The 25,840-nt window shown below is 70.4% G+C and carries 18 protein-coding genes and 4 pseudogenes; 15 read left to right on the top strand and 7 right to left on the bottom strand.

The annotated features are described in order from the left end of the window. Window positions 1-25 precede the first annotated feature (25 nt). The 9 genes from ADK57_RS21790 (at window position 26) to ADK57_RS21830 (ending at window position 14,621) form a co-directional block, all read left to right on the top strand. Window positions 26-3,313, top strand: coding sequence for an amino acid adenylation domain-containing protein (locus ADK57_RS21790; RefSeq protein ID WP_053751177.1), 3,288 nt, complete (start codon window positions 26-28; stop codon window positions 3,311-3,313). After that, on the top strand, window positions 3,310-4,098 hold the full coding sequence (locus ADK57_RS21795; RefSeq protein ID WP_234390350.1) for a leucyl/phenylalanyl-tRNA--protein transferase: 789 nt from the start codon (window positions 3,310-3,312) through the stop codon (window positions 4,096-4,098). The genes ADK57_RS21790 and ADK57_RS21795 overlap by 4 nt, the downstream gene beginning before the upstream one ends. Before the next feature lie 136 nt (window positions 4,099-4,234). Continuing rightward, complete coding sequence (locus ADK57_RS21800; RefSeq protein ID WP_053751179.1) at window positions 4,235-4,633, top strand: response regulator; 399 nt, start codon at window positions 4,235-4,237, stop codon at window positions 4,631-4,633. Further along, a complete protein-coding gene (locus tag ADK57_RS21805) occupies window positions 4,633-5,007 on the top strand; it encodes a response regulator transcription factor (protein WP_053751180.1) in 375 nt (124 codons plus the stop codon). The genes ADK57_RS21800 and ADK57_RS21805 overlap by 1 nt, the downstream gene beginning before the upstream one ends. Then, a complete protein-coding gene (locus ADK57_RS21810) occupies window positions 5,007-6,104 on the top strand; it encodes a HEAT repeat domain-containing protein (protein WP_053751181.1) in 1,098 nt (365 codons plus the stop codon). The genes ADK57_RS21805 and ADK57_RS21810 overlap by 1 nt, the downstream gene beginning before the upstream one ends. A 2-nt stretch (window positions 6,105-6,106) precedes the next feature. Further along, window positions 6,107-7,588, top strand: a complete 1,482-nt coding sequence (locus ADK57_RS21815) for a glycosyltransferase family 2 protein (RefSeq protein WP_053751267.1) — start codon at window positions 6,107-6,109, stop codon at window positions 7,586-7,588. Next, window positions 7,585-9,684 carry an ATP-binding protein gene (locus ADK57_RS21820; protein ID WP_078973263.1) on the top strand — a complete coding sequence of 700 codons (2,100 nt, stop codon included), beginning with the start codon at window positions 7,585-7,587 and terminating at the stop codon, window positions 9,682-9,684. Before ADK57_RS21815 ends, ADK57_RS21820 begins: the two co-directional genes overlap by 4 nt. A gap of 539 nt (window positions 9,685-10,223) precedes the next feature. Then, window positions 10,224-13,010, top strand: coding sequence for a response regulator (locus ADK57_RS21825; RefSeq protein ID WP_159050119.1), 2,787 nt, complete (start codon window positions 10,224-10,226; stop codon window positions 13,008-13,010). Window positions 13,011-13,079: 69 nt separating this feature from the next. Beyond that, entirely contained in the window at window positions 13,080-14,621 is a 1,542-nt protein-coding gene (locus tag ADK57_RS21830) for a GGDEF domain-containing protein (protein WP_159050120.1), read from the top strand. 483 nt (window positions 14,622-15,104) lie between these two features. On the opposite strand, the gene ADK57_RS51325 is transcribed toward ADK57_RS21830, so the two are convergent. After that, the gene (locus ADK57_RS51325) at window positions 15,105-18,290 is read right to left on the bottom strand and encodes a caspase, EACC1-associated type (RefSeq protein WP_420711880.1); all 3,186 of its coding nucleotides are present in this window, start codon (window positions 18,288-18,290) and stop codon (window positions 15,105-15,107) included. A 39-nt stretch (window positions 18,291-18,329) separates the two neighbouring features. Next, the gene (locus ADK57_RS21840) at window positions 18,330-18,671 is read right to left on the bottom strand and encodes an effector-associated constant component EACC1 (RefSeq protein ID WP_053751185.1); all 342 of its coding nucleotides are present in this window, start codon (window positions 18,669-18,671) and stop codon (window positions 18,330-18,332) included. 207 nt (window positions 18,672-18,878) lie between these two features. On the opposite strand from ADK57_RS21840, the pseudogene ADK57_RS52485 reads away from it, so the two are divergent. The 3 genes and pseudogenes from ADK57_RS52485 to ADK57_RS21845 form a co-directional block, all read left to right on the top strand. Further along, window positions 18,879-19,016: pseudogene (locus ADK57_RS52485) on the top strand (dihydroxy-acid dehydratase); the annotation flags it as partial. Between the two features lie 22 nt (window positions 19,017-19,038). Then, window positions 19,039-19,338 (top strand): annotated as a pseudogene (locus ADK57_RS51330) (dihydroxy-acid dehydratase); the annotation flags it as partial. Window positions 19,339-19,529: 191 nt separating this feature from the next. Continuing rightward, the gene (locus ADK57_RS21845; RefSeq protein ID WP_053751186.1) at window positions 19,530-19,964 is read left to right on the top strand and encodes a DsbA family oxidoreductase; all 435 of its coding nucleotides are present in this window, start codon (window positions 19,530-19,532) and stop codon (window positions 19,962-19,964) included. A gap of 677 nt (window positions 19,965-20,641) precedes the next feature. Here the strand turns inward: ADK57_RS21845 and ADK57_RS50550 are convergent. From ADK57_RS50550 to ADK57_RS21860, 4 genes and pseudogenes are all read right to left on the bottom strand, one after another. Next, the gene (locus tag ADK57_RS50550) at window positions 20,642-21,118 is read right to left on the bottom strand and encodes a nickel-dependent hydrogenase large subunit (protein WP_053751187.1); all 477 of its coding nucleotides are present in this window, start codon (window positions 21,116-21,118) and stop codon (window positions 20,642-20,644) included. Next, window positions 21,015-21,509: pseudogene (locus ADK57_RS52490) on the bottom strand (nickel-dependent hydrogenase large subunit); the annotation flags it as partial. The pseudogene ADK57_RS52490 and the gene ADK57_RS50550, both read right to left, overlap by 104 nt. A gap of 44 nt (window positions 21,510-21,553) precedes the next feature. Beyond that, a pseudogene (locus ADK57_RS52495) lies at window positions 21,554-21,628 on the bottom strand (twin-arginine translocation signal domain-containing protein); the annotation flags it as partial. A gap of 725 nt (window positions 21,629-22,353) precedes the next feature. After that, on the bottom strand, window positions 22,354-22,758 hold the full coding sequence (locus tag ADK57_RS21860) for a DUF302 domain-containing protein (protein WP_053751189.1): 405 nt from the start codon (window positions 22,756-22,758) through the stop codon (window positions 22,354-22,356). Between the two features lie 176 nt (window positions 22,759-22,934). Here ADK57_RS21860 and ADK57_RS21865 point away from each other — a divergent pair, with 176 nt between their 5' ends. From ADK57_RS21865 to ADK57_RS21875, 3 genes are all read left to right on the top strand, one after another. Then, window positions 22,935-24,302 carry an MBL fold metallo-hydrolase gene (locus ADK57_RS21865; protein WP_053751190.1) on the top strand — a complete coding sequence of 456 codons (1,368 nt, stop codon included), beginning with the start codon at window positions 22,935-22,937 and terminating at the stop codon, window positions 24,300-24,302. A 69-nt stretch (window positions 24,303-24,371) separates the two neighbouring features. Then, window positions 24,372-24,761 (top strand): rhodanese-like domain-containing protein, encoded by a 390-nt coding sequence (locus tag ADK57_RS21870; protein WP_053751191.1) that lies wholly within the window; start codon window positions 24,372-24,374, stop codon window positions 24,759-24,761. Continuing rightward, window positions 24,758-25,504 (top strand): sulfite exporter TauE/SafE family protein, encoded by a 747-nt coding sequence (locus ADK57_RS21875; RefSeq protein ID WP_053751192.1) that lies wholly within the window; start codon window positions 24,758-24,760, stop codon window positions 25,502-25,504. Before ADK57_RS21870 ends, ADK57_RS21875 begins: the two co-directional genes overlap by 4 nt. A 21-nt stretch (window positions 25,505-25,525) precedes the next feature. Here the strand turns inward: ADK57_RS21875 and ADK57_RS21880 are convergent, their stop codons facing one another. Further along, the gene (locus ADK57_RS21880; RefSeq protein WP_053751193.1) at window positions 25,526-25,813 is read right to left on the bottom strand and encodes a metal-sensitive transcriptional regulator; all 288 of its coding nucleotides are present in this window, start codon (window positions 25,811-25,813) and stop codon (window positions 25,526-25,528) included. Window positions 25,814-25,840 lie beyond the last annotated feature (27 nt).

Genomic DNA, 25,840 nt, shown 5'->3' on the forward strand with positions numbered 1-25,840 from the left:
ACGCCGCGCGAGGCAGGAGGCCCGAGTGACGGAACGTGAGCACATGTCGGCAGAGTCGGCTGCACCGTGCGTCGTGCTGTGCAACGACGAGGAGCAGTACGCGATCTGGCCCGCCGACCGCCGGATTCCGGCCGGGTGGCGTCGGGTCGGCGGACCGGAGTCCGCCGAGTGGTGCGCGAGTCTGGTCGACCGCCTGTGGACCGACATGCGGCCCGCGAGCGCCCGCGCCGAGCGGCGGTCTTCGGAATCCTGGCCGAGCACCGTGCCCGAGCTGGTCCGGGAGCGGGCGAGGCGTGAGCCGTCCGCTCTCGCGGTGCTCTCGGACGACGACCGGCTCAGCTACGCCGAGCTGAGCGGCCGCGCCGACCGGCTTGCCGACCAGCTGCGGGAGTCGGGCGTCGGCGCGGAGTCAATCGTCACCGTGTGCCTCGACCGCGTGCCCGAGCTCATCGTCGCGCTGCTGGCGGTGCTGGGCTCCGGAGGGGCGTTCCTGCCCCTCGACCCGGCGACTCCGCGGCAACGGATGGTCGCACTGATCGGGGAGACCGGTTCACGCCTCATCGTCTCGAGCCGCGAGCACGCCCCGATGTTCGCCGGGTGCGAGGCGCGGATCGTCTACGCCGGGGCCGCCGGAGAACCGGCCAAGCAGGCGCCGCTCGAGGCATCGCGGCCGGCACGCGGCCCCCGGCCGGACGACCTCGCCTACGTGATCTACACCTCCGGATCCACCGGACCCCCCAAGGGCGTGATGATCAGCCACCGGTCGCTGGCCCAGTCCCTCACCGCGGTGGCCCGGGCATACGAACTCACGCCCTGCGACCGGGTGCTGCACGCCGCGGCGCTCGGCTTCGACACCTCACTGGAGCAGATCTTCGCGCCGCTGATCAGCGGCGCGACGCTCATCCTGGCGGGAACACCGACGTGGGCGCCCACCGACCTGCTGCGCCGCCTGCCCGAGTACGGGATCACCGTCGCCGACCTGCCCCCCGCGTACTGGCACCGGGTCGTCTCCGTCGCGGAGCGCGGCGAGATCCTCGCGTCGCTGAGGCTCGTCATCGTCGGCGGCGAGATCGTCACCGCGAAGGACTGCCGCGCCGTTCTGCGCCGGATTCCCGGCGCACGGCTCGTCAACGCCTACGGGCTGACCGAGACCACCATCACCTCCACGCTCTGCGACCTGAACCAGGAAGTGCTTGCCGCGCCGGACACCGCCGTCGCCCCGGTCGGCAGGCCCCTGGAGGGGAGTCACGTCCATGTGCTCGACGCCGAACTGCGCCCGGTGGAGCCGGGCGAGCGCGGCGAGATCTACATCGGTGGTCAGGGTCTGGCGCGTGGTGTCTGGCGGCAACCCGCCCTGACCGCACGGCAGTTCCTGCCCGATCCGCACGGCTCCGCGCCGGGGGACCGGATGTATCGCACCGGGGATCTGGGCCGCCGGCGCTCGGACGGGAACCTGGAAGTCCTGGGCCGGGTCGACGACCAGATGAAGATCCGCGGGTTCCGGGTGGACCCCGCCGAGATCGAGGCCGCGCTCGTCTCCCGCCCGGAGATCGGCCAGGCGATGGTGGTGGCTCGGGCGCGCGACAACGGCGACCGGGACCTGATCGCGTACTACACGCCGGCCTCGCCGCCGGCGGCCGGCGACGAGGCGGTGCTCCGCGCACGGCTGCGGTCGGCACTCGCCGAGGTCCTGCCGGGCTACATGATTCCGGCAGCCTTCCACGCGGTGGAACGGCTGCCCGTCGCGCCCAGCGGAAAGCTCGACCGCAGGGCCGTGCCGGAATCCGGGACCGCGACGACGACGGCTGACGCCGACGACCGTCCGGTGCCGCAGGGGCTGGCCCAGCTGTGGTGTCAGATCCTGGGTGTGGACTACGTCCGTCCGAAGGACGACTTCTTCGAGCTGGGCGGCAACTCGCTGCTGGCCATGGAGATGCTCGCCCGGACCCGCGTCATATTCGGCATCGGCGTCACACAGATCCGCGACCTGACCCGTTCACTGCTGCGGCAGCCGATGCTCGCCGCGTTCGCCGAGTCCGTCCGCCAGGCACGTGCCGGCACACTGACCCACCCGGACGGCGGGAGCGTCGACTTCGCCTCGGAGACCGATCGGCGCGTTCCGGCGGTGGGCCGTGCCGCGCCGGCTCCGGATTACCGGCACCTCGGCGACGTCCTTCTCACCGGGGCGACGGGATTCTGCGGCGCGCACATGATCGACGAGCTGCTGCGCAGCACGACGGGCCGGATCTTTTGCCTGGTCAGGGCCTCAGACGAGCAGCACGGCATGGAGATGATCCGCGCGAGCCACCAGCGGTACGTCCTCAGCGATCTGTCCAGCGAGCGCATCCAGCCGGTCGTCGGCGACCTGGGCAAGCCGGGACTGGGGCTGTCTCCCGGCCGGTTCGAGGAGCTCGGATCGACCATCGACGCCGTCTACCACTTCGGCGGCCAGGTCAACTTCATCTACCCGTACCACGAGTTGCGCGCGGCCAACGTCGACGGAACATACGAGATCATCCGCCTCGCCGCCGACCGGGCCGTCCCCGTCCACTTCACCTCCAGCATGGCGGTGCTCGCCGGATTCGGGCCGGCCGGGGTGCGCGAGGTGACCGAGAGCATGCCGCTGGGCTTCCCGGAATATCTGTCGGTGGGATACGTGGAGACCAAATGGGTCGCCGAGGCGCTGCTGAAGAAGGCATCCGACGCGGGCTTGCCGGTCGCCGTCTACCGCCTGATGGACATCACGGGCAGCAGCGGAACCGGCGTGATGAACACCAACAGCGAGATGGCCGCCCTCATCAACTTCATCGCGCGGACCGGTCTGTGCCCCGACGTCCGGCTGCCGCTGGACTTCCTGCCGGCCGACTGCCTCGCCCGTGCCATCGGACACATCTCAACCCGCCATCCCGCGCGCGGCGAGATCTACCACCTCACCAACCCCCGTCCCACGCTGCTGGATTCGCTGGCCGAGCGCATGCGCCAGCGGGGTTACCCGGTCCAGGAGATCCCATACGCCGAGTGGATCGCCGCTCTGGTGAAGTACGCGGCCGGGCACCCCACCGACCCGCTGACCCCGTTCGTCCCGCTCTTCGTCGACCTGTGCCACCGCGCCGACATCACCGTGAGCGAGATGTACTTCCAGGGCGTTTTCCCGGAGTTCACCCGCGGCAACGCGGAACGGGCACTGGTGGACGCCGGGATCGACATTCCGCCCGTGGACGAGGAGATGATGGACCGCTACATCGACTTCCTCCAACAGGCAGACTACGTCCGGCCGGTGAAGAGCCGAGGGCAGGGAGCGGCACGGTGGTGAGCCGTTGCCCCGGCTGGGAGTCGCTGGACGTGCTGGAAGCGGCGCCCGACGGTCCGGTGGCCTTCTCCGCCGACCTCAGTCCCGCCGGCCTCCTGGCGGCGTACCGAGCCGGGGTCTATCCGTTCCCGGCCTCCGACGAGTACACCCGCGCCCTCAACGAGGTGGTCTTCGCCGACGAGGTCGAGGAGGGCCGCATCCCGCTCGTGGGGGAGGAACCGGCCGATCCCTTCGCCGTCTCCTGGTGGTCACCCGACCCCAGGCCGGTGCTGCCCGTCTCGGCCACGCACCTCAGCCGGAGCCTCGCCCGGCGGCTGCGCAACCGGCTGCCGTGGTCCACCAGCCTGGACCAGGGGTTCGAGCGGGTCGTGCGCGAATGCCGCGGCGACCGTGTCCCGCTGTGGCTCACCGAAGAGCTGATCGCGAGCTTGGTCCGCCTGCACGATCTGGGTCATGCCCACAGCGTCGAGGTGTGGGAGGACGGCAATCTGGTCGGGGGCGTCTTCGGCCTCAGGGTCGGTTCGGTCTTCAGCATGGACTCGATGTTCTGCCGGCGTCCCGGCGCCTCGAAGGTCGCGGTGAGCGACCTCGCGGCGCGTTTCGCTCAGGCCGGGGGCGAGCTGCTCGACGCCCAGCGGGACAGCCCGCACGTCCGCGACCTCGGCGGCATTCTCGTACCGCGAGAGCAGTACGTGCGGCATCTGCGCCGCACCGCGTGTGACAGCCTCCCGATGCCCACCGCCACCTTGCCCGCCGGCCGTCTCGCCCAGCCGACGGGATCGCGCTGACCGTATTCGTCGCGCCGCCCGGCGCCCCGGGCCTCGAGCGGCTTCAGGGCGGTGGGGTTGGTGGGTCATATGTGGTGAAAGTGAGTTATTGGTTCTAATTTGTGACTGACGGTCTGACTTCGTGGACAGGACGGTGATGTTCCCACCGCGCGTACTCGTGATCGAGGACGACCAGGACGTGAGCGCCCTGCTGGAGCGCCACTTCCGCGAGCGGGGATGCCCCGTGGCCGTCGCGCATTCAGGGGAAGCGGGGCTCGGCCTCGCCTTCGCCGACCCTCCGGACATCGCGGTCGTCGACGTGATGCTGCCCGGCATCGACGGACGGGAGGTCGTCCGCAGGTTGCGGGCGGACGAGCGGACGAGGAGATGCCGTCTGGTCGTCTCCTCGGTGCTCGACCCGGAAGATCTGATCGGCCTCGCCGACGAGGTGCTGGTCAAGCCGTTCCGGCAGGCGGCCGTGACGCGGCTCGTGGACTCCTACCGAAGCTCCGTGGTCCAGGAGTCCCAGGAGTCCCAGGAGTCCCAGGAGGAGTAATGGCTCATGTCCTGATAGCCGACGACGACGCGGACATCCGGGATCTGGTGGCGTTCAAGCTGACCCAGAGCGGTCACCAGGTCACGGCCGTGGAGGACGGCATGGCGGCGCTCCGGGCGGCGCGTGAGAACACGGTGGACCTGGCACTGCTCGACGTACGGATGCCGGGCATGTCGGGTCTGGATGTATGCCGGGAGCTGCGCGCGGCGGCCCAGACGGCGACGCTCCCCGTCATCATGATCACCGCCCGGTCCCAGGAGGCGGACGTCGAGGTCGGCTTCGCGGCGGGAGCCGACGACTACATCATCAAGCCGTTCAGCCCGCGGGAGCTGTCCAGCAGGGTCACCGCGGTGCTCAGCCGGGTGGAACGGTGATGCCCACCGGCCTCGTCAGCGGCGCGCTGCTGGGCCTGCTGGCCGTCGTCCTGGCGCTGGGCCTGCTGATAGTCGGCAACCGCCTCGTCCGCAGGTACCGACAGCGCAGACGCGAGCGGATCGCGGCACCGGTGCGAGGTTCCCTGCTGCAGCTCCTGTGTGCGGAGGAGGACGAGCAGACCGAGCTGCTGCACCGGCTGGCGGAGATCGACAGGCGGACCTGGGTCGCCCTGGAGCCGACCCTGACGGCGCTGCTGGGCAAGGTCGCCGGCGGAGCCCGTACGGCGCTGGTCCGCCTGTACGAGCTGCGCGGGGCCGCCGTGGACGCCGTCGCCGACCTGTCGAGCCGCAGCGCGGCGCGGCGGGGGCGCGCCGCGCAGGTGCTCGGCCAGCTCTGCCACCGTCCCGCCGCCCCGTCGCTGTGCCGTCTGCTGGCCGATCGCGACCCCGAGGTACGCCTGGCCGCCGCACGGGCGCTGGGCCGGTGCGGGGGACCGGAGGCCGTGCCGTACCTGCTGGAGGCCCTCCACGGACCGCGGGCCGTGCCGCCCAGCGCGGTCACCAGGGCGCTGATCTCCCTGGGACCGCAGGCACAGCGGAGTGTGGCCGCGGGACTGGAACACCCGGAGCCTCTCGCCAGAGCCGTGACCATCGAGGTCCTCGGCGCGACCGGCGTGGTCTCCCATACGTCCGAGATCGCCCGCGCACTGCGCGAGGACCCCCAGATCGAGGTACGCATCAAAGCGGCGCGCGCGTTGGGCAGGCTGGGCATGCCCGACGGCCTGGAGCCGCTGCTGGCGGCTGTCCGGCCCGGTCGGTCGGTCGCCCTGCGCACGGTGGGCGCCGGGGCCCTCGGCAGTCTGGGAGCCGTCGCCGCGACGGGCCCGCTGGCGGAGCTTCTCGGCGATCCCGACCCACATGTGGCAGCCACCGCGGCTCGCGCGCTGCTGCAGCTCGGCCCGGAAGGGCGGGCCGCGCTGGGCGCGGCGGCCGACGACCGCTCCGGCGCACGGGCCGCCGCCCAGGCCAGAGCCGTGCTCGCCGAATCGGCGGTCGGTGCCGCACGCCACGACGTCCGCGCGGAGGTGGCGCTGTGATCATGGCGGCCGGCGAACCGTGGGCGTCACTGCTGGGCGCGGCGCACGCGCTGATCACCGTGTGCGACACCTTGGTGATCGTGTACTTCGTGACCATCAACACCAGCTATCTGGTGCTGATCCTCATCGCTCTCGGGGAGTTCGTCAGAACGCTGCGCCGGGCTCCCTTCGCGGGCCATGACGAGGCCGCCACCAGCTCCCTCACCCCACCCGTTTCGGTGATCATGCCCGCGCACAACGAAGCGGCCGGCATCGTCGAAGCGGTACGGGCCATGCTGCTGCTGCGTTACCCGGAGTTCGAGGTCGTCGTCGTCGACGACGGCTCCACCGACGGCACGCTGGAGGCCCTGCAGGACGCCTTCGACCTCGCCGAGGTGGAGTACGTGGTGCCCGACGACGTACCGGTACGCGGCAGGGTCACCTCCGTCCATCTGCCCAGGGGCGGCCCGGTGCGCCTGGTGGTGGCCCGCAAGGACAACGGCGGCAAGGCCGACGCGCTCAACGTCGGGATCAATGTGGCGCGCTATCCGCTGCTGTGCATGGTGGACGCCGACTCGATCCTCGACTCCCAAGCGCTGCTCGCGGTGGCCAAACCGTTCTGCGACGATCCGCTGCGGGTGGTCGCCTCCGGCGGCGTGGTCGGCCTCGCCAACGGCTGCACCGTCGTGGCGGGGCGGGTGGTCGAGGCGCGGGTGCCACCGGACCTGCTCGGACGCGTTCAGGTCGTCGAGTATCTGCGCGCCTTCCTGCTCGGCCGCACCGGATGGTCCAAGCTCGGCAGCCTGCTGATCATCGCCGGGGCCTTCGGTCTCTTCCGCAAGGACGCGGTCGTGGCGGTCGGCGGGATGGACCCGGACTGCATCGGCGAGGACGCCGAGCTGGTCATCCGCCTCCACAAGCACATGCGCGAGCAGGGCCGCGACTACCGCATCGTCTTCGTCTCCGAGCCCATCTCCTGGAGCGAGGCACCCTCGAAGCTGACAGTCCTGGCCCACCAGCGGCGGCGGTGGCACCGCGGCCTGACGGAGATCCTGCTCAAGCACCGCCGCATGATCGGCAACCCCCGCTACGGCCGCATCGGACTGGTGGCACTGCCCTTCTACGTTGTCTTCGAACTGCTGGCCCCGCTGGTGGAGCTCGCGGGACTCGTTCTCGTGCCTTTGGGCGTGCTGATCGGCGCGGTGAACCTGGACTTCCTGTGGCGCTTCCTGCTCGCCGCCTACGCCTACGCCGTCGTCGTCGGCATGGTCTCGGTCGGTGTGGAGGAGTACGCCTTCCACCGGTTCAGGCGGTGGCGGGACGTCTGGGGTGCCCTCGTCGGGGTGGTCGTCGAGAACATCGGATACCGCCAGCTGACGGCGTGGTGGCGGCTGCGCGGCATGTGGGACGCGCTGCGCAGGGCGCCCCAGGTGTGGGGTGCCATGACCCGTGCCGGATTCGACTCTCCCGACCAGGTGAAGGAGAGCGGAGGTGATCGTGCATGAGCCGGATTTCCGTTCGGGGCGGCGGCCGGGTGGCGCACCGGCTCGGCCTCGCATTCGGACTGCTGACCCTTCTGATCGCCCTGTGCGGAGCCGGCACGCTGATCGGCGCCCTGGTGCTGGAGAGCCAGCGCGACTGGATCAGCGACCGCGTACACCCCGCCGAGGACGACAATCTGCGCCTGCTCAACGCGGGCGTCAGCGCGCAGCGTTCGATGCGGGGCTATTTGATCACGGGTGACCGGAGCGAGCTTGCCGCCTTCCGCGCGGCCCGGGCCGGCATGCTGTCGATCAGCCAAGACGTCCGTGGGCACGAGGTCGCGGACGAAGACGATCTCGCGACGCAGCAACGACAGTTCGAGGCGTATCTGCGCGTGGCGGACGACCAGGCGCACGCCACTCCGGGAAGCGCGCAGGCCGTCGCGCTCACCCGTGAGGCCACCCGCCGGTTCGACTCGTTCGAGGTGACCAACGCCCGCCTGAGCGACCAGCTGAACGAAGAAGAGCAGCGTCTGGAGAGGCATGCCGACACCGTGATCCGGGCGGGCATCGCCGGGATCGGCGCCGCGCTGGTCGCGTCCCTCGCCGTGGCCGTGTACACGTCGGTGCACGCCACGCGCGCCCTGACCGGGCCGCTGCGGAGAACCGAGTGGACGCTCGGCCGGCTCACCGCGGGAGACCATGCGGCCCGGGCCGAGGTGACGGGGCCGGAGGAGATCGGGGCGGTGGCCCGGTCGGTCAACCTGCTCGCGGACGAGGGCGACCGGTTGCGGGCGGTCGAGCAGGAACGGCAGCGACTGTCGACGGCCGCGAGGGAGACCGGCATCCGGATCAGGGACCGTCTTGAGGTCGACTATGTCCTCGACGCGGCGTGCGACGGCATCGGCGAGGTCCTGGCCGCCGACTACGTCTTCATCCTGCTCGCCGAGAACGGCGGCTCCGGGTTTCCGTTGGCCCGGGTGTGGTCCGCGGAGCGGGGCCTGCTGCCCGACGAGGAGCGAAGACGCATACCGACCCTCCCGGCGGACGTGGTCCGCGACCACTACCGGCGGGGAACGGCCTGGCTGGTCAACGACCTGCCCCAGTACGTGTCCGACACCAGACCGATCCCAGGTGCCCCCGGCTCCTTCGGGACGACGGGTATGCCGGCCGACAACCGCGCCGCCGCGGCGGCGCTGGGCCTGAACTCGGCCGTGATCACCCCCATAGGCGTGGGGGAGGAACCGATCGGTGCCGTGTCCGTGGCCCGTACCAGCGCCGACCGCCCCTGGCGTCCGGTGGACATCGAAATCGCCGAGTCCATGGCCGGCGGCATCGGCCGGGCGCTGCACACCGCCCTTCTCTACGAGAAGGAGTCGGGCCTGGTGGACAAGCTGCGCGCCCTGGACAAGGCCAAGAGCGACTTCCTGTCCACCGTCTCCCATGAGCTGCGCACCCCGCTGACCAGCATCGTGGGATACATCGAGCTTCTGAAGGACGAGGACGCCGGTCCGCTCTCCCCGTCCCAGTTGCACATGCTGGACGTCGTCGACCGCAACGCCAACCGGCTGCGGGCGTTGATCGAGGACCTGCTCACGCTCTCCAGGATCGATTCGGGAGCGTTCACCTCCCGGAAGACACCGATCGACCTGGGACGGCTGGTGGCCTCGGCGGCCGACGCGATCAAACCGGCCGCCGAGGCCGCCTCGGTCACACTGGAGACGCGGTGCCCCGAGCAGCCGCTGGTGCTGGAGGCGGACGGCGAACAAATCGACCGGGTCCTGATGAACCTGCTGTCCAACGCGGTGAAGTTCACCCGCGGTGGCGGGAAAGTCAGCGTACGAGCCGACGCGCAGGACGGGGAGGCGGTCCTGAGCGTGAGCGACACCGGCATCGGCATCCCCGCGGCCGAGCAGGAGAAGCTCTTCCAGCGGTTCTTCCGCGCCTCGAACGCCACCGAGCAGGCCATCCCGGGCACCGGTCTGGGGCTGACCATCGTGCACACGATCGTGGCGAACCACGGCGGCCGGACGGAGGTGCGCTCCGAGGAGGGCCGGGGTACCACGATCACCGCCTGGCTGCCGCTCACCGGCACGGACGGTGCGGCGGGCTCCGCCTGAACGGCGCTGCCGCGGGTTGCGGGTTGCGGGTGGTTGCGGGTTCGGAGGTGCGGGCGGCGTAGGTTCCGCCCTGACCGGACTTCAGGGTCCAGTCGTGCAGGGGGATCTGCGGATGGCTGTGGGGGCGAATCCGGTCATCGAGTGCGTGCCTTGCGTGCCTTGCGTGCCTTGCGTGTCTTGCGTGCCTTGCGTGAGGAGAGCGGGGAGGAGGACGCGCGCAGGCACGCGGTGACGGCCCGTGTGACGGCTGGGCGTTGCATATGGAAACTGAAGGGCAGTCAGAAGGCCGGCAAGGGAAGCCATGGGTGTGGAGGGGGCCCGGCAACCGGGCCACCCGAATGCCGCAGGCCGACCGCAACCCCGGGGCGGTGTCCGCTTCCTCGATTTGCGATCTTTAGTGGTTCATTCTTTGCTGGACATGTCCGACGAGCGGATCGCTTGATCTCCGTCATCGCACGCCGCACCGAACCCGTCGCGACTGGTCCGTTCGGTGGTCCCGGCCGCGCCTTGAGGTCGTGCCCGAAATGTGGAGGCGGACGATGGAACCGGAATCGACAGCCAGGCCAGGGCAGTATGCGGCCGACGACGAGGAGCGGTTTCGACTACTGCTCAAGAACTCTCCGGACATGGTCTTCCGCCGGACGATGGAGGGCGTCTACCGGGAGGTGTCCGCCGCGGGGCAGGCATTTCTCGGCAGTCCGGTCGAGGAGATCGTGGGGACGTCGGTGGAGTCCTGGGTGCATCCGGGCGATGTGGAGGAATTCGAGTGGGCGGAGCGGGATCTGCTCCGCGACGGCCGGGTGGCGGTGTGTCTGCGTCTGCGGCATACCGACAGGCACTGGATGTGGACGGAGACGACGTCCTGGCTGGTGCGGGACCCCTCGGGCGAGCCGTTCGAAGTGCGCGGGTTCGTCCGTGAGGCGGAGGGGCAGCGGCGCAGGGAGGAAGCGCTGCGGCTGTTGCAGGATCAGGCACGTTCGGTCATCGAGACCGCCCGGGATGCCTTCGTCTCCATCGACGAGGACGGCCTGGTCATCGACTGGAACCTGAGCGCCGAGAGGCTGTTCGGGTTCAGCCAGCGCGAGGCGATGGGCCGTCCGCTGACGGAGACGATCATTCCTGAGCGGTACCACGCCGCGCACAAGGCCGGTCTCAAACGGGTGCTGGCCGGCGGAGAGGCTCATGTGCTGGGCGGTCAGGTCGAACTCACCGCCCGTCATCACGACGGCCACGAGATCCCGGTCGAACTGGCGGTGTGGCGGCTGAAGTCGGCGAAGGCGCGCTGCTTCAACGCCTTTGTCCGGGACATCAGCGAGCGCAAGCAGGCCGAAGCCGCTCTGGCGGAGGCCCGCGACCAGGCGATCGCCGCGTCTCAGGCGAAGTCGCAGTTCGTCGCCTCCATGAGCCACGAGATCCGCACTCCCATGAACGGCGTCATCGGGCTGAGCGACCTGCTGCTGGGCACCGAACTGGATGCCGAGCAGCGACGTTACACCGAGGGCATTCAGGCCGCCGGCACGGCACTGCTGTCGCTGATCAACGACATCCTGGACTTCTCCAAGCTGGAGGCGGGCAAGCTCGAACTGGACGAGGTCGCCTTCAGCCCGCAGGTGCTGGTGGAGGAGGTCGTCTCGCTGGTGGCGCAGACCGCGCAGGCGGAGGGCCTGGAACTGCTCAGCGACTGTCACCCCGACCTGCCCGCGATGGTGCTCGGGGACTCCGGTCGATTGCGGCAGATCCTGCTCAATCTGGCGTCCAACGCGGTGAAGTTCACCAAATCCGGCGAGGTGCTGCTCCGTGCCCGCCCGGCCCCGTCCCGGCCCCCCGCAGAGCAGGCGCCGTGGCTGCAGTTCGAGGTGGCCGACACCGGCATCGGCATCGCCGCGGCCGATCAGGGGCGGATGTTCGACGCCTTCTCCCAGGCAGATGCCTCCACCACCCGCCGCTACGGAGGCACCGGTCTGGGCCTGGCCATCTGCCGCAGGCTCACCGAGGCCATGGGAGGCTCCATCGGCGTCACCAGCCGGATCGGCCAGGGCAGCACCTTCTCCTTCTCCGTACCGGTTCGCACACCCGACACCCCCGAACAGCCCCCGGCCCCTCCGCACCCCGACATCCTCCGCGGGCTGCGGGTCCTGGTCGTCGACGACAACGACACCAACCGGCTGATCCTCGACACACAGCTGCGCAGATGGCACATCCGGCCCACCATGGTCGCCGGCGGCCCCCAGGCCCTGGTGGCCCTGCACGAGGCAGAGGCCGCGGGCCGTCCCATCTCCCTCGCCCTTGTCGACATGTACATGCCTGACATGGACGGCCTGGAACTCGCCCGCCGGATCACCACCGACCAGAACTTCGCCCGCGTACAGCTGCTGCTGCTCACCTCCGGCCCCCCGCCGCCCGCCGTCGAGCTGCAGGCGGCCGGGATCGCCCACAGCCTGTCCAAGCCCGTCCACCAGTCCCAGCTCCTGGACGCCCTGGTCGAACTCGCCATCCGGACAACGCCGGTGGCCACGGCGGCTCCGGCAGCGCAGGCCCCCACCGCGCCCAGGACCGCCCACCGGGGCCATCTCCTGCTGGTCGAGGACAACGAGATCAACCAGATGGTCGCCCAGGGCATGCTCACCCGGCTCGGCTACAGCTTGGACACCGCCGCCGACGGCGTCCAAGCCCTGCACATGACCGAGGAACACAGTTATCAGGCCGTGCTCATGGACTGCCAGATGCCCAGGATGGACGGCTACAGCGCCACCCGGGAACTGCGCCGCCGGGAACGGGACGACGGCCGTCACCTGCCGGTGATCGCCATGACCGCCGGTGCCCTCGCCGAGGACCGGGAACGGTGCCTGGCCGCGGGCATGGACGACTACGTCTCCAAACCCGTCAGCGCCGACGAGCTGGAACAAGCCCTCGCGCGGTGGGTCCAACCCACCGACCCACAGTCGGACGACGAGGACCTGCGCGCCTCCATCGAGCAGCGGCTGAACGAACTACGCGGCGCAGGCACTCCGGCCGAGCACGAACTCGTGGACAGGCTGGTGGACCACTTCCTCGTCCGGGCCCCCGAGATGACCAGCGCACTCTTCCACGCGCTCGACCGCCACGACACGCAGGAGATCGCAGAGCAGGCACACAGCCTCAGAGGCGCTGCCGGCAACATGGGCGGCGAGAGCCTCGCCGCCCGTTGCCAGGAGCTGGAGGACCACGCGCGGGCCGGAGATCCGGCCTCACTGGCCGAGACCGCGCCCCGCCTCCAGGTCGAACTCGACCGCACCTGTCGCGCCCTCGAGACGCTCCGCTCCCACCCTCCCGGCCACGAACCTTGAACCTGGCTGAGGAGCCGCCCGCATACCGCCGCCCGGGCGCGTACGGGCCGGAGGAGAAAAGGAGAACCTGTGGGCAAGGTTCAAGTCCTGTCGCCCACCCGCCGTGATGCGACGACCTGGGCATATGTGGCAGCAGGGACCGCGGTGACCGTCATCTATCTGGTCACCTCCTCCGCAGCGCGTTACATGCTGCCCGTGCTGGTGGCGGCCTCGGTCGTCTTCGCGATCGCATGGGGAGTCACCAGGAACAGGCCGCCCTCGTTCCTTCCGTGGTACCTCTTCGCGGCGGCAATGGCACCGTACGCGGTGGCGGACGCGATCTGGGGCCTGTACCAGGTCCGCGACGCAGAAGTTCCGTTCCCGGGTGTGGCCGACATGCTCTACCTGGGCAGCTACCTGCTGTTCGCCGCGGGCCTGGTGACGTTGGCCCGGCAGCAGTCAGGCCGCCTGCACTGGGCGGGCCTGCTGGACGCGGGAATCGTCACGCTCGGGTTCGGCATCCTGTCGTGGGCGTTCATAATCGCCCCCTACCTACGCAGCGAGCTGTCCGCGTGGCCGCTCGCGGTGTCCATCGCCTACCCCGTCGCCGACCTGGTGCTGTTGTCCGTGGCCGCGCGGCTGATGCTCGCCACCGGCAAACGCACACCGTCCTTTCTGCTGTGCATCGGATGGCTGCTGGTCCTCCTCGCCGCCGACGGCCTCTACTACGGAACGATGGCGACGACCGGGACCGCGATGGCGGAGGACGTGTCCGAAGTGGGGTGGATGGTCTCGTCCCTCCTGCTGGGGGCTGCGGCGCTGCACCCGTCCGTCGGCCGTCCGGCACAACTGTCGGACGCCAAGGAGAGGATGCCCCGGAAGCGACTGTCGATCCTGATCGCGCTCATCCTGGTGGGTCCGTTGATCATGCTGGCCAATGTCGGGGGTATCCGTGACCAGCCCGTGAACGTCACGGTGATCGTCGGCATGCTGGCGACCCTTTCTCTGCTGCTGGTGCTGCGCATAGCGTTCCTGGCTCAGTACGCCCAGAGCAGGGCCACCGAAGCGCGGACGCAGGCCCACTACCTGGCGGCATCACTGCGGGAGCAGGAAGAGCTCCAAAAGCAGCTGAGCCATCAGGCGACCCACGACCCGTTGACGGGTCTGGCCAATCGAGCGCTGCTGGACAAGCGCCTGGAGTCCGTTCTCGGCCGGTGTTCCGCCGCTTTTCCCGCCGGACTGCTGATGCTCGATCTCGACGGCTTCAAGGAGGTCAACGACACGCTGGGGCACCCGTCCGGCGACGAACTGCTCGTCGACGTCGCACGGCGGCTGACGGGCAGGGTCCGCGAGCAGGACATCGTGGCCAGGCTCGGCGGGGACGAATTCGCACTCCTGGTGGAAGGCGTGGACGAGAGCGCACTGTACGACTACACCATGCGGATCCTCGGCGCCTTCAAAGACTCCTTCATCCTCGCCCAGGGCCATTCGGTCCACGTGACAACAAGCATCGGAGCACGGAGCGTCACCAGGCCGACCACGCCGGCAGAAGCGCTGCGGGACGCTGACATCGCCCTGTACCGAGCCAAAACCGCAGGCAAGAACCGGGCCGCGTTTTCCGAATCCCCGTAGCGGTCCTCAACCGGGGGCCGGCGTCGGGCCAATGCGGCCGGATCGGACGCACTGCTCGAACGACGCTTCGCAGGAAGTCGACGCGTTGGTGCCCGGCACGGCGGCGTATGTTGCGGACGGCTCAGCGCCGGAAACGCGTACTGGCCGGCGCCCTCGAGCTGGTGGACCAGGAGGCCCATCGGCGCTGAGCATGCGGAGGCTGGGCGCCGGGTTGAGCGTGGAGGCGCGTCCAGCCGAAGTCATCCACCTCGACACCCTCCAGAACACCCTGAGGTGCTGGGACAGGCATCTGCACCACCTGCCGACAGGCCCCTACCCAGCGGGTTTCCGAGTCCGAGACGGACCTGACGGAGTCCTGCTGAGACCGTGTCGTACGTGGGGCGGCGGCCGTTGAGCCGCCAGGCGTCTTGCTTCTGCCGTGGGAGCGAGGCTTCTGCCGCCGTGGGCGAGGCTCCGGGGTGCTGTGCCGAGGGGGAGGCGGAGTCAGCCTCGGGCTGACCTCCGGGACCAGAATCCCTTCGCGGCGCGGCTGGAGGGGGGCTCTGCCGGGGTGTTGGCGTGCGGTTGGCGGTGCTGTTCGGCGATCGCGCCGACCACGACCGGAGTGTCGGAGAGCCGTCTGGCGAGGGTGTCCGCGCCATCGATGTTCAGGAGGTCGGCGACGATGGCCGTGATGTTGTCGGGGCCGCCGCCGCGCAGGGCGAGTTGGATCAGTTCCTGGACGGTGGCTTCGGGGCTCTGGTAGACGGCGAGGGTCTCTTCGAGTGTCTGGTGGCTGACGACGCCGGAGAGGCCGTCGGAGCAGATCAGGTAGCGGTCACCGGGGCGGGCCTCGCGGATGGACAGGTCGGGTTCGACATCCGGGCCTCCGGTCAACGCCTTCATCAGAAGGGACCGTTGGGGGTGGGTGTGTGACTCCTCCTCGGTGATGCGACCCTCCTCCACCAGGCGCTGCACCCAGGTGTGGTCCTGGGTGATCCGGGTGAGGACGCCGTCGCGCAGGAGATAGGCGCGGGAGTCGCCGATGTGCACCAGACCGAGGCGCTTGCCCGTCCACAGCATGGCGGTCAGTGTGGACCCCATGCCTTCCAGCCGAGGGTCTTCCTCGACCGTGGCCCGCAGTTGCTCATTGGCGCGCTGTACGGCCGCTTGGAGTGCGGTGAGGATGTCCGGGCGGGGCACGTCGTCGTCGAGGGCGACGAGAGCGGAGATCGCCTCGGCGGAGGCGACCTCGCCCGCCTGGGCTCCGCCGAGGCCGTCGGCGAGGGCGAGCAGACGGGGGCCGGCGTATCCGGAGTCCTCGTTGATCTCCCGGACCATGCCCTTGTGGGAACCGGCCGCAAATCTGAGAGACAGGACGACGTCGTCCTGGTGGGGAGCCTGGGGCACAGGGACGTCGGACGGGCCGAGCTGTCGCTCGGCCACGGCACCGACGACAAGGGGTACTTCGGAGGCGGGCTCGACGAGGCTGTCGAGCGCGAGCAGGTCGGCGACGATGGCGGTGATGTTGTCGGGGCCGCCGCCGCGAAGGGCGAGTTGGATCAGTTCCCGGACGGTGGCTTCGGGGCTCTGGTAGGCGGCGAGGGTCTCTTCGAGTGTCTGGTGGCTGACGACGCCGGAGAGGCCGTCGGAACAGATGAGGTAGCGGTCGCCGGCCCGGACCTCGTGGAGGGACAGATTCGGCCGGATGCGTTCGCCTTGGCCGAGTGCACGCGTCAGTACGAGGCGACGGGGGTGGTTGCGGGCTTCCTCGTCGGTGATGCGGCCATCGTCCGCCAGGCGCTGCACCCAGGTGTGGTCGTGGGTGATCTGGGCGAGGACGCCGTCGCGCAGGAGATAGGCGCGCGTGTTGCCGATGTGCGCGAGACCGAGTCGGTCACCGGTCCACAGCACGGCGGTGAGGGCCGAACTCATGCCCTCCAGCCGCGGGTCCTCCCCGACGAGGGCGCGCAACTGGTCGTCGGCGCTCAGCACGGCGTCGGCGAGCGCGGTGAGGAGGTCGGGGCGGGGCTCGTCGTCGTCCAGCGAGACGATGGCCGAGATGACCTCGGCGGAAGCGACATCGCCCGCCGGCCGGTCCTTCCCCCCGTCGGCGAGGGCCAGCAGGCGGGGACCGGCATAGGCGGAGTCCTCGTTGGTCTGAAGGAGCATCCCCTTGTGCGACCCGATCGCGTACCGCATGGCGAGAGCCGGTTGCGGAGGACTTGCGGGAGCAGGCTGCGAGGGGCTCACCGGCGTCGGGACGCCCCGTACGGTCCGCCCCCGTAGTCCCTCCACGGCCTGCCGCATCGCACCGGCGCTGTCGTAGCGCTCCGCGGGGTCGGCCGCCAGTGCCTTGAGCACCACGGCGTCCACCTCCTCGGACACGGCAGGCTGATGTGCGGAGGGCGGGGCGACCTTCCAAGTGGTGGCCTCCGGCGCGGGAGACACACCCGTGAGCAGTCCGTACAGCAGGCCGCCCGCCTCGTACAGGTCGCTCCGGCCGTCGGGTGCGTCGTCGAGGTCGATGACCTTGACGTGGTGGTCCGGGGTGAGCACCACGCTCTCCGGGTCCAGGTGCCATCCGAAGACGCCGAGGGCATGGGCGCTGTCCAGCATCCCCAGGAGTTCGGAGATCGCGTGGACCGCCCACTCCGGGTGCGGCAGTTCCCGACGCATGAGCGTGCCCAGGGAAGACGCCGTGACGTCCTCGGTGACCAGGTAGGGGCACGAGATGCCGTTCTGCGGCAAGCTTCCGATGTCCAGCAGGACGGCCACCAGTGGATGTCTGAGCAGCGCACGGGCCCGCGCACGCCGGCGAAAGCCGCCCGCCACCTCGGTGTCCGCGGCCGCCGAGGGATGCATCAGCTTGATGATCACGGGTCTGTCGAGCTCTGTGTCATGGGCTCGGTAGGTCTGGGTCAGGGCGTCGCCGCGCAAGGGCGGACCGAGGACGTACCTGTCCGCCAGTCGGCGGCCGGTGCCGATCGGGGCGTAGGCGCGGTTGCGGAAGATGGGCAACTGGCCCGCCGTGTTGCGCTCGCGGCGCTGCGGCTCCGGCCAGGACTGTGCGCGCAGCGCCGTGGACAGGTGGTCGAAGACGGCGTCGAGGCGCAGGAGTTCGGGGCCGTCGGGCACCCCATGTGCGAGGAGTTTGACCAGTTCGCCGGTGAAGGCCGTGTGCCTCGCACCCGGCGGCGCCAGGGCCTGAACCGACTCGGCGGCGGACGCGATGAGGTAAGTGCCTTCCACCATGGCGCCGTTGGCCACCGCCGTCTGGGCGTTGCCCATGAAGCCCAGGGCGCGGCCGCTGTAGCAGCAGTCGAGGATCACGATCGTGCGCTCCACCGGGCTGTCCAGCAGCTCCTGGCGCAGCCACTCGTACAGCAGCGAGGTGTCGGGCTTGCCGATGATGGAGCCCGGCAACCCGAGCCAGAGGTCACCTCTTCGCGGGTCGATCAGTCCGTGACCGGAGTAATACACCACGAGGGTGTCGATGTCGGTGTCCGTGGTGGCTCGCAGCGGTCCCAGAGCGTCCGAGGAGTTGGCCGGGTCCAGGACCTCGTGACAGCGATCTTCGGGCAGTCCCCATACGGCGGGGTCCCGCAGCTGCGCGGCGAGATCCCGGACGTTTCCCCTGACCCCGGGGAGATCCTCCAGGTGCTCGTACCGGCTCACGCCGATGAGCACGGCGACGGACCTCTCGGGCGAAGCCGGACCGAGCATGGACTAGGGCCGATCGAGTACGGCGAGCAGGCGTGCGGCGGTCTCGGCGTCCTGTCCCGACAGAGTGACCTTAACGCCGTCCCGCTCGAAGGTCAGCTCCGGCGGCCTCGGCCGCGTGGCCCGCCACGAGGCCCACGCCAGGGCGAGGTTCGCGAACTGGAAACCGCCGTTGAGCGCGAGCTCGACGGAGTCGAAGAGGGCACCCATCCGCCCCTCGGCGGGATTCACCGCACCCATGTCGACCCGCGCGTTGCGGCGGAGATAGGAGTCCTCACGCAGCCACAGAAACAGTGAACGCAGCTCGCTTTCGGCGTCCGTTGAGGACGTGGTGATCGAAACGTCCATCGTGATCCCCCGGTTGAACGCTTGTTGCTGTCACCCTGGCACAACACGCCTCGCGGCGCAGCCACATCGACCGCAGCGGGGCGACGGAACCGGAGAGTGTGCAAGGCCGTACCGACCCGATCAGGTTGACGGCCTCGGACATGGCGGTGATCAGGTCCAGGCCGGTGCGGACGGTGCCGTCGACCATGACCGCCCGGCTGCCCTCCATCCATAGCCATCGACGACGGCATCGCCATGGGGCACGCGGGAATGCTGTATTCGCTGCCGTCGAGGGATCTGATCGCCGACTCCATCGAGTACATGGTGACCGCGCACTGCGCGGACGCCCTGGTCTGCGTCTCCAACGGGTCGTACTTGATGGAGGAGCTTCTCCGGCGGAAGTTCGGGTCTGTCGGTCGGGCACGTCTCGCCGGAAGCGGCGGCCGGAGGTCCCCTCGCCCTCGTCGAGGACGGCGACACCATCACCATCGACATTCCCGCCCGCACCCTCCACCTGGAGGTCCCCGAGCCGGAGCTCGCCGCCCGTCGCGCCGACCTGGATCAGGCCACCGGCTACCTGCCGCGTCACCGCGACCGCACCGTCTCGGCCGCGCTGCGCGCCTACGCGGCTTTCGCCCAGTCCGCCGACAAGGGCGCCGTGCGCGATGTGGACCGTGTCCATCCCTGACGTATGCGCGCATCCCACCGGTCGGGCCACTTCGGTGAAGCCGTCAGCGGCCAAGCAGTGCTCGCGAGCCGCCCTGCCGTACTTGGTCGCCGACCAAGTACGGCATGACCGAGGACGCCTGCCAAGACGCGTCGGCAATCCCGAGCGCGCCGACGGCGCCGGCGTGACGAGGCGTCACCCGTGAGTGGTCGATGACCCGGCAGGTCACCGAACTCGCCGCCGCCGAAGGGCTGACGTACGACCTGGAGCGGGCCGTGTCGGTCAACACGATCGACGCCCACCGCCTGAGCCACCTGGCCGCGGCACACGGACTGGGCGACCGGATGCACGAGCGGTTGCTACGCGCCCACCTGTGCGAGGGCGAGACCGTCGACGACCCCGACACGCTGGTACGGCTCGGCGCCGAAGTCGGTGTCCCCGAGGACGAGGCCCGGCGGATGCTTGACGGTGACGAGTATGCGGACGCCGTACAGGCCGACTTCCGCGAGGCGCGAGGATACGGCGCGACGGGCGTGCCGTTCTTCGTCCTCAACCGCGCCTACGGTCTCTCAGGTGCCCAGCCGGCCGACACCTTCCGCACCGCCCTGCGCACCGCCCACGCGGACGCCGCCCAGGCGACCCGCTGAGCCGAACCAGCGCGTGGTGCTTCCCGTCGGCGCGGGGTGAACCACGGCCGGCGAGGATGGGCAGGGTGCGGTGGTCCCCGCCGATGGGAGGGGACCACCACACCCAGCCCTGTCACGTCTCCTGGCCGATTCCTGCCAGAACCGGCTCTGGGCAACCCCATACATGATCAACGGCGGATACTCCGACGACGGCTTCGACTCCTTCGCGGCCGGCTGATCGTGCAAGGCCGCGACGCCTTCGAGCAGGCCCTCGCCAACCCCGGCGCGCTGAGGGGCGTTTCGGCTCGCCGCTCAGCCATGTGCCGTGAAGGGCGTCTGACGGGCATCTGCCCTGGTCAGACGCCCTTTTTCTGTGTCTAGAAGAAGCCCAGCTTCTTCGGCGAGTACGACACCAGCAGGTTCTTGGTCTGCTGGTGGTACAGGCCACAAGAGCCCGCGGCCTGCGCAATCGCTGGATTGCGGGTGTGTGGTCGGACTCTGGCCCGCGTACGGTCCGGATCTTGGTCGGGAGCCGACCGTGGTCAGGGTGGAGTGAGGGGGCGTTGAGAGTTGAGTGAGGGTCTGCTCAGCCCGGTGGAGTATGAACTCCGCACCCCACCACCAGTAGCCTGAAACCAAGCAACTCGACTCCACTCAACTCGGGACAGTCCGTGGGGCTCCACGAAACAAAGTGCAGCTCAGTTGCCGAGGCCCCGGCCGGTCTGGAGCCACTCAAGGTAGGCGGCGGTGATGGCCATCAGGCCGGGGAGATATGCCTGGCGGACGAAGTCGCGGCCCTTGAGCAGCAGTTGGCGCAGTTCCTGGAGGGTGGCGTCCTTGATCGCGGTCTCGCTGCCCAGGTCGATGGGCACGGCCATGCCGCCATCCGGACAGGTCTGTGGGCGCGGGTTCTTGCCGCCCGGCAGAGCGCGGACGCGGACGTAGTCGCGCTGGAAGTCGAGGGCGTCGAGGCAGTGGTTGACCGCGAGCAGGTTGACCTCGAGGGTGAGTCGGTAGGCGGGGTGACTCCAGTAGCCCCCCGCGAAGGGGGGCGAGGCGTCCGCTCGCGACGAGCGCCGTGAGTCGGTCGCGTACTTCGGTGAACACCGCTTTTGAGGAGCGGGGGCGGTCGGAGAGCGACCGTGTGATCCGCGCGGCCTCGGCCGGGTCGGCATCGAGGGCCGATAGGACGTCCGCCCAGTCCAGGGCGTGCAGGTGGTAGAAGTGCACGACGTGTGCGGGCAAGCCCCTGTAGGCCGAGCATTCGCCCAGGTTGATGATGGCCGCGGCGTTCTGTGGCGACGTGTTGAGGATCCGCTCGGTCGTCCGCCCGTGGGGCGGTGGTCGCCGCCTGCGCCGAGCGGTACCGACCCCTCGACGACCAGGATGTGAACGCCCTGTTCGACGGCGGCCTCCCGGGCCTCCTCGGCCTGGCTGCCGGCTGCGGCAATGAGCCTGTCGTGGCAGTCGACCGACAGGGCGTCGAAGATGATCTCGGCGACCGACGGATCCCTGGAGCGGAGGAAGGACTCGGTGTCCCCGGCGCAGTCCAGGAACGCCGGCCACCCCAGAGTCGGCCGGTCGTCCGCGGTCAGGGCCTCGGCGACCCTGGGCGCGAACGCGGGCGGCAGGGCGAGGAGGCCGGTCAGGACCGTGCAGTACTTCAGGAAGGCCCGGCGCTCGATTCAGGCCGCCTGAAGTCTGGTCGGCCAGTGCGGGCCTTGGCCGTGAGGTCCGTCAGCGGCGGGTTCGGTATCGGTGGTTCTGGCGGGTGACCTGTGTCCCTCCCTCGTACACGTGCCGTTTCCGGACGACACGGGCAGGCCGTAAGGGAACGCTCGGGCCGCCGGGACCGCGGGTGCAGAGGCGAAGTTCTCGATGCGGGGGCCGGTCGGCCCCTGTCGCGGCCGTGCGCCGCCGGGCACCGTCGAACCAGGCCTGACCTGGACCGGCCGGCGAAGGACACCCTCACCGCATTCACGGAGATGTACCGAAGCGTCTCCATCGGCGACCCCGCGGCCGATTCGCGGCTGGCGGTCGAGGTGCTCGGCGCCCGACTCGCCGTCGGCACCCCCATGCTCGTGCTGGTGACGCCGTGGACGATGAACGGGCCGATCTTCCCGCCCGACGACACCTTCCCCGACGAACTCACGATCGCCGGGCGACGCCCCGCTCGGTCGACCTCGTCGCCGACGTCTCAGGACTGTCCGGACCGGAACCCGCCCGCACGCTCGCCCGGTGAGCGGTCGTGCCGCATGTGTCCACAAGATCCACGGCACCGCGCAGGGGCGCGTCTCCGGCCGTTCGCCCAACAGCTCGCGGGTCATCCGGGCGAGGACGGCTCGGCCGTCTGTGCGCCCCGAGTCGGCACGCGGTCGGGAGCGGATACATGCGCGCGCTCGGCGTTCCGTCAGCTGTCCGCGTCGGCTGCGGTGAGGGAGGCGAGCGCGGCGTCGAGGCGGCGGGTGGCCTCTTCGGCGACCGGGCGCAGGGCGTCGAGTTCGGTGAGGGCGACCATCGTGTTCGGGTCGAGGGCCTGTACGGCGGTGCGGTCGCCGTCGCGGCGGACGACGACGTTGCAGGGCAGCAGCAGGCCGATGGAGCGGTCGGTCTCCAGGGCGCGGTGGGCCAGGGGCGGGTTGCAGGCGCCGAGGATCACGTAGTCCTCCATGTCGTGGTCGAGCTTCGCCTTGAGGGTGGCGGTGACGTCGATCTCGGTCAGAATGCCGAAGCCCTGCCCGGCGAGGGCCTCGCGGACGCGGCCGACCGTGGTGGCGAAGTCGGTGTCGAGTCGCACGGTGCGGTCGTAGCGCATGGCGGTCTTCCTGTCTGTCGGCTCGCACGGCGTGGACCGGGTGTCCGGCCGTGTGCGAGGTACTCGTGAAGCGTTTCCCGGGGCTTTCCCTGTCCCTGGAAATACCCCCCGGGGTACTCGTGTTACGGTCGTAAGCATACCCCCTGGGGTAATTCTTCATTGGAAGGGAGTACCTCGTGTTCTTCGTCGAGACGATCGAGGTGGCCGGGCTCGGCAACCGCAGTTACCTGGCGGGCGGCGAGCGGACGGCGGTGGCGGTCGACCCGCCCCGTGACGTGGACCAGATGATCGCGGCGGCGGCCCGGCGAGGGGTGCGGATCTCGCACGTCGTCGAGACGCACGTCCACAACGACTACGTCACCGGCGGCCTGGAGCTCGCCCGGCTCACTGGCGCCGCCTACCTCGTTCCCGCCGGGGCCCACGTCTCATTCGAACGCGTGCCGGTGCGCGACGGCGACCGCACGGAGATCGACACCGAGGCCGGACTGGCCCTGCGCGCGCTCACGACGCCCGGCCACACCCCGCACCACACCTCCTATGCGCTGGAGGAGAACGGCACGGCGGCCGCGGTGTTCACCGGCGGCTCGCTGCTGATCGGCACGGTGGGCCGTCCCGATCTCGTGGAGCCGCGGCTGACCGAGCGGCTCGCCCGCGCACAGCACGCCTCCGCACACCGCCTGGCCGCCGAGCTGCCCGACGACACGGCCGTGCTGCCCACGCACGGATTCGGCAGCTTCTGCTCCTCCTCCCAGGCCGAGGGCGGCGACACGACCATCGGCAAGGAGAAGGCGTCCAACGAAGCCCTCACCCGGGACGTCGACACCTTCGTCGCCGACCTGCTGGCCGGCCTCGACGACATCCCCGCCTACTACACACACATGGGCCCCGCCAACGCGGCCGGACCCGCACCCGTCGACCTGACCCAGCCCGCCGTCGCCGACGCCGAGGAGATCGCCGCCCGGCTGGCCGCGGGGGAGTGGGTGGTCGACCTGCGCAACCGCGTCGCGTTCGCCGCCGGGCATGTGTCCGGCTCGTTCAACTTCGAGGCCGAAGGACAGCTCGCCGCCTACCTCGCCTGGCTGATCCCGTGGGGCAAGCCGGTCACGCTGCTCGCCGAGTCACCCGAGCAGCTCGCCACCGCCCAGCGCGAGCTGGTCCGCGTGGGCATCGACCGCCCCGCTGCCGCGGCCACCGGCGAACCCGGTGACTGGGTCCGGGAGGGGGAGGCCCAGGCCTCCTTCCCGCGCGCCACGTTCGCCGATCTCGCCGGCCGGCACCCGGCGGAGGGAGTCGTCGTCCTCGACGTCCGGCGCGGCTCGGAGCGGGCGGCGGGATATGTCGAGGGCTCGGTCCACATCCCGGTCCACGGCCTGCACCGCCGCCTCGGCGAGGTTCCTGACGGTGAGGTGTGGGTGCACTGTGCGGGCGGCATGCGGGCCGCCATCGCCGCCTCGCTGCTGGATGCCGCGGGCCGGGACGTCGTCGCCGTGGACGACTCCTTCGACGCGGTCGAGAAGGCGGGAGTCGCCGTCCGGATTCCCTGACGGCGTCGGATGCCACAGATGTCCCACCGATCTTCCGTACCGACCAGGAAACAGGAGCGAGAAACCGCAATGAGCATCTTCCGACGAGGCCGGGGCGGTCCGGGGCGCGTGACCGTGCAGGAGGCGGCCGCGCGCACCGGCCACGGCAACGCCGGCGACAGCGGCGGTGACGCCGTGCTGCTGGATGTGCGCGAGCTGCACGAGTGGCAGGCGGGGCATGCGCCGCGCGCCGTGCATCTGCCGCTGTCCACGCTGGCCGCGGAGGCGGGGCTGCCCGCCGAGGCGCAGGCGCGGCCCCTGGTCGTGATCTGCCGCTCCGGCAACCGGTCCCGGCGGGCCGCGGAACTGCTGGTCGCCTGGGGTGCGCAGGCCGTGGACGTGATCGGGGGAATGGGGGACTGGGCGGAGGCGGGTCTGCCGGTGGTGGACGCACGCGGTGGGAACGGCACCGTCGCGTGAGCGCGCTCATACTCGCCCTGGCCGCCGGGGCGGTCATCGGCCTGGCGCTCGGCGCGCTCGGGGGCGGCGGCAGCGTGCTGGCCGTCCCCGCCCTGATCTACCTCCTCGACTTCACCCCGGTCGGGGCGACGACCGCGAGCCTGGTCATCGTCGCCGTCACCTCGGCCACCGCGATGTCCGCGCACGCCCGCGACGGGAACGTGCGCTGGCGTACGGGGGTGCTGTTCTCGGCGGCCGGGATCGGCCCGGCGATGCTGGGCGGCGCGCTCGCCGCCCGTATCCCGGCGGCCGTACTGACGGCGGCCTTCGCCGTGGTCGCGGGAGTGGCCGCCCTGCGTATGCTGCGGTCCGGTCCGGCCGCGGACGCCATCGTGCCGGTACGGCCGGGCCGGGCCGCGGCCGCGGGCGGCGGGCTCGGCGCGGTCACCGGTGTCCTCGGTGTCGGCGGTGGCTTCCTCGCCGTACCGGCGCTGGTGGGCGTGCTGGGCCTGCGGATGCGGAACGCGGTGGGTACCAGCCTCCTGGTCATCACCGTCAACTCACTGGCCGCGCTGGCGATGCGCGCAGGCACGGTCGAGGGGCTGGACTGGGCGGTCGTCGGGCCGTTCGTCGGGGCCGCGATCCTAGGCGCCTGGGACGGCAAGCGGCTGGCCGCGAAGATCTCAGGACACATGCTTCAGCGGATCTTCGCGGTGGTGCTGCTGGCGGTGGCGGCCTTCATGTTGATCGACGCGGCGCTGTGACGGCCGCCGAGGTGAGAGCCCTCACGCCAGGGACAGGAACAGCTTCTCCAGGCGCGAGCGCATCTGCTGGGCGTCCTCGCCGTTCTTGCGGCCGGACTCGATGTCGGTCATGCACTGCTGCATGCCGGTCGCGATGATCGCGAAGCCGGCCCGGTCCAGCGCGCGGGAGGCCGCGGCGAGCTGCGTGACGACCTCCTCGCAGTCCCGTCCCTCCTCGATCATCCGGATCACACCGGAGATCTGGCCCTGCGCCCGGCGCAGCCGGTTCAGCACGGACTTCAGGTCCGCACCCTCAAGCTCCAGTTCCACGACCACTCCTCGAAGAAAATACCCCTA

The organism is Streptomyces sp. MMG1533 (assembly GCF_001279775.1).
Classification (GTDB): Bacteria; Actinomycetota; Actinomycetes; order Streptomycetales; family Streptomycetaceae; genus Streptomyces.

Excerpts from the sequence above, each read along its gene's own strand:
- ADK57_RS50550 (WP_053751187.1), bottom strand. The coding sequence starts at position 21,118 with ATGCCGACCCGGCCGAGGCCGCGCGGATCACACGGTCGCTCTCCGACC.
- ADK57_RS21860 (WP_053751189.1), bottom strand. The coding sequence starts at position 22,758 with ATGCGCTACGACCGCACCGTGCGACTCGACACCGACTTCGCCACCACG.
- ADK57_RS21815 (WP_053751267.1), top strand. The coding sequence starts at position 6,107 with ATGGCGGCCGGCGAACCGTGGGCGTCACTGCTGGGCGCGGCGCACGCG.
- ADK57_RS21820 (WP_078973263.1), top strand. The coding sequence starts at position 7,585 with ATGAGCCGGATTTCCGTTCGGGGCGGCGGCCGGGTGGCGCACCGGCTC.
- ADK57_RS21805 (WP_053751180.1), top strand. The coding sequence starts at position 4,633 with ATGGCTCATGTCCTGATAGCCGACGACGACGCGGACATCCGGGATCTG.
- ADK57_RS21800 (WP_053751179.1), top strand. The coding sequence starts at position 4,235 with ATGTTCCCACCGCGCGTACTCGTGATCGAGGACGACCAGGACGTGAGC.
- ADK57_RS21845 (WP_053751186.1), top strand. The coding sequence starts at position 19,530 with ATGACCCGGCAGGTCACCGAACTCGCCGCCGCCGAAGGGCTGACGTAC.
- ADK57_RS21825 (WP_159050119.1), top strand. The coding sequence starts at position 10,224 with ATGGAACCGGAATCGACAGCCAGGCCAGGGCAGTATGCGGCCGACGAC.
- ADK57_RS21870 (WP_053751191.1), top strand. The coding sequence starts at position 24,372 with ATGAGCATCTTCCGACGAGGCCGGGGCGGTCCGGGGCGCGTGACCGTG.
- ADK57_RS21840 (WP_053751185.1), bottom strand. The coding sequence starts at position 18,671 with ATGGACGTTTCGATCACCACGTCCTCAACGGACGCCGAAAGCGAGCTG.
- ADK57_RS21810 (WP_053751181.1), top strand. The coding sequence starts at position 5,007 with ATGCCCACCGGCCTCGTCAGCGGCGCGCTGCTGGGCCTGCTGGCCGTC.